Here is a 3,056-nt window from a genome sequence, read left to right on the forward strand (position 1 = left end):
CGCGCCGGTTGTGAAACTGCTCTCGTCGCTGGCGAGGAAAACAACCGCGGCGGCCACCTCGTCAGGCCGGCCCATGCGCCCGAGAGGGATCATGCTGGAAAGCGCGTCTCGAATCTGTTGCGAGGCCCCGGCCATCATCGCCGTATCGGTCGGGCCGGGGCTGACGACGTTGACACGAATGCCTTTGGGACCAAGTTCGTTGGCCCAGGTGCGGGTGAACGAGCGGACAGCGGCCTTGGTGGCGCCGTAGACGCCATATCCTTTGGTGCCGATGTCGCCTGCGATAGAGCCGATCAACACGATCGTTCCGCCTGGCTGCATGAGGTTGACGGCACCTTGTGCTGCGAAAACCAGGGAGCGCACATTCAGACCGAATGTCCTGTCGAAATGATCCTCCGAAATATCTTCAAGCGGGGCGTATTCGGAAAGGCCGGCATTCACAATGAGCACGTCGATACGCCCGCGTTCCGATCTGATCTGCTCGAATACACGTTCAAGATCCGCTCTGTTGCTTGCATCCGCCAGGACCGTCCGGATGCTGCCGGTGCCCGCCGCTTCCAAGGCGCCGTCCGCACCCTTGCGGCTGGTCGCATAGACCTGCGCTCCCTCACTGGCGAACCTTTGTGAAACTGCCCCGCCGATACCGCCGGCACCGCCGACAACCAGTGCGATCTTGTTTGCCAATCTGCTCATGTGAACTCCATCAAAAAGTGATGGCTCAAGATATATGCTCTATACCTACGGTCAATTACGCACTACAACTAGAGCAGATATCGAGGAGTATACCTATGTCCGCCGTGACTGAAGACTTGCCCGTCAAGGTCAGCCCGCCCCGTCGTCCTAAGCCCGTGTCCGTCGAGGCGTTGATAGATGTGCAAAAGGCGCGGCCGGTACTTGAGCAGATCGCCAACAAGTGGTCGGTCCTGATTCTGACCGTTCTGTGCACTAGGCCGTCGAGATTCAACGAGATCATGCGGCGCCTGGACGGCATCACGCACAAGGCGCTCGCCGATGCGCTGAAGCGTCTGGAACGTAACGGTCTCATTCGCCGTGAAGTGCTGACGACGACGACGCCGGTCGGTGTCGAATACACGATCACTTCGCTCGGCCACTCCCTTCGGCAACCGTTCGAGGCGCTTTACGAATGGTCGATGACCTACGGGCCGGAACTCGAGCGCGCGCAAGACGAATACGACCGCGTTCGAGACTGATCACGTCCCCGGCCAGGCAGGCTTCTATTGCTCTGACGACACCCTGATAAAGGCCAGGAACGCCAAGGTAACAGCCGTTCGCATCCAGTTCTCCCCCAAGTTAAGGCCTGACCTTACACGGCAATTGCCGGTTTCGCATCCTGTCGCACTGAGTTTACCTGCGGCTGATCGAGCCAAACAACTACTCCCCAGAATGAGGAAATTACTATTATGGCGCATGGACTTCTACGACCCCGTGCGTGCCGCGCCTAATCTGGCGGCGTCCATTCTCTCTCATCGACCCGCTGATGACGATTCAGCCCAAAGATTAGGGAAGTCGGACGTCCCTTCTTCACCGGTTGGAGTAGGACCAACACCGCCCTCGGGCGTGAGGAAGCGTCTTTGACCGAAATAGAGAAGCGCAGCGGAGCAAGCGACAATGGCCGGGACTGATCTTAGCCACTGTGGCATTCCTTCCGCGTATTCTTTCCAAGCTACGCCCACGGCGTCCTCGAATGGATTGGGTCTGACTGAAGACCGCCTTCGCTTCTCTTAGTCTCGATCGTCTTCCCGTAACGACGTCACTGCGTTCTCTTCCCCTGGTCGCTGCGCGTCCATTCCTCGGCGGCCCAAGAAAGCCTCGCGCCGCCGTTACTTCGTTTCAGCCCCTTCGGGATGCAGACCGATCGTCTCCGGCCTCACGACCACCATCGAGAGATGGGTGCGGCCCGAGAAAAACAGATGGAACCACCACGATGGCTACGGTCGGCACATTCTCGCGCACCGCGAACGGTTTCTCCGGTTCGGTCAAGACCCTCAACCTCAACGTCAAGACTGTGACGTTCTCTCCGGTCGATGGCGACAACGAAAAGAGACCCGACTTCCGCATTTTCGCTGGCGCCCCGAGTTCGGGGCGGCCCTGGAAGAAGACCTCGCGCGAGGGCCGCGACTACCACTTCGTCAAGCTCGACGATCCCAACTTCCCCGCTCCGATCTACGCGAGCTTGGTCGAGACCGACACCGGGGGCGACTTCTCGCTCATCTGGTCACGACGCGCCGCGGAGTGGTCCGTCAAGCACTAAGCCCCGCCGCAAGGCGGGGCTTTGTCCTGTTCAAGTCCGCCGATGCCTAAGCTCTGCCAGCATGAAGTCAAAAAAATGAGGATCCGAGGCCCAGGCGATGTTGACGCGGATGCCTGCCTTGGCAGGTTGGCGCTCCGGCGAAAACACGGTACCAGGTGCAATAAAAATCCCCTGGCGAGCGCCTTCCCGGGCGAGGGCGATGTCATCGACATACTCGGGAAGCTCCAGATAGACGTAGTATCCACCTGTCGGCTCGGCAAAGAGCTTAAGACCCATCTTCTGAAGGCGGGGAACGACCGTCTCGGTGGCCTGCTGCACACGCTGCGCCAAACGCTTGAGGTGGCGCCGATAGTGACCTTCACTGATCAATCCATGGATCAACCGCTCAATGTGTCCTGAGCTGTTGACTGTCGTCAGCATCTTCAACTCGGCAAGGGAAGCGATAAGGTCGGGGCGCGCGGCGATATAGCCGCAGCGCAGGCTGGCCGACAACGTCTTGGCAAAGGTGCGCACGCAGATGACGTTCCGCAACTGGTCGAGAGGCGCAAGGCCAACGCCACGGACCGTCGGCAGGTCGACGAACGGGTCGTCCTCGACCACCAGCATGTCGCAGCGCGCGGCGATCGTCAGGATCGAGTGAGCGGTCGGCAGGTTGGTCGAGCTGCCGGTTGGATTGTGCGCAAGCGATTGTGTGAAGAACAGCTTCGGACGCTCGCGCTCGGCCTTGCCGGCGAGATCGTCGAGGTCCGGACCGGTCGGCGTCCGCTTCACGCCGATCATGCGG

At 60.1% G+C, this 3,056-nt stretch carries 4 protein-coding genes; 2 read left to right on the top strand and 2 right to left on the bottom strand.

Annotated features, from left to right (window positions below):
- A partial coding sequence (locus EOC06_RS27455; protein ID WP_164898762.1) for an SDR family NAD(P)-dependent oxidoreductase occupies positions 1-693 on the bottom strand: 693 nt, incomplete at its 3' end.
- Positions 694-788: 95 nt separating this feature from the next.
- On the opposite strand from EOC06_RS27455, the gene EOC06_RS27460 reads away from it, so the two are divergent.
- A complete protein-coding gene (locus EOC06_RS27460; RefSeq protein WP_245470126.1) occupies positions 789-1,211 on the top strand; it encodes a helix-turn-helix domain-containing protein in 423 nt (140 codons plus the stop codon).
- A gap of 734 nt (positions 1,212-1,945) precedes the next feature.
- Positions 1,946-2,272 (top strand): DUF736 domain-containing protein, encoded by a 327-nt coding sequence (locus EOC06_RS27465; protein ID WP_128309250.1) that lies wholly within the window; start codon positions 1,946-1,948, stop codon positions 2,270-2,272.
- A gap of 30 nt (positions 2,273-2,302) precedes the next feature.
- Here the strand turns inward: EOC06_RS27465 and EOC06_RS27470 are convergent.
- A partial coding sequence (locus EOC06_RS27470) for an aminotransferase class I/II-fold pyridoxal phosphate-dependent enzyme (protein ID WP_164898761.1) occupies positions 2,303-3,056 on the bottom strand: 754 nt, incomplete at its 5' end.

The sequence above is a fragment of the Mesorhizobium sp. M7A.F.Ca.MR.362.00.0.0 genome (assembly GCF_004023175.1).
Lineage (GTDB): Bacteria > Pseudomonadota > Alphaproteobacteria > Rhizobiales > Rhizobiaceae > Mesorhizobium.

Excerpts from the sequence above, each read along its gene's own strand:
- EOC06_RS27460 (WP_245470126.1), top strand. The coding sequence starts at position 789 with ATGTCCGCCGTGACTGAAGACTTGCCCGTCAAGGTCAGCCCGCCCCGT.
- EOC06_RS27465 (WP_128309250.1), top strand. The coding sequence starts at position 1,946 with ATGGCTACGGTCGGCACATTCTCGCGCACCGCGAACGGTTTCTCCGGT.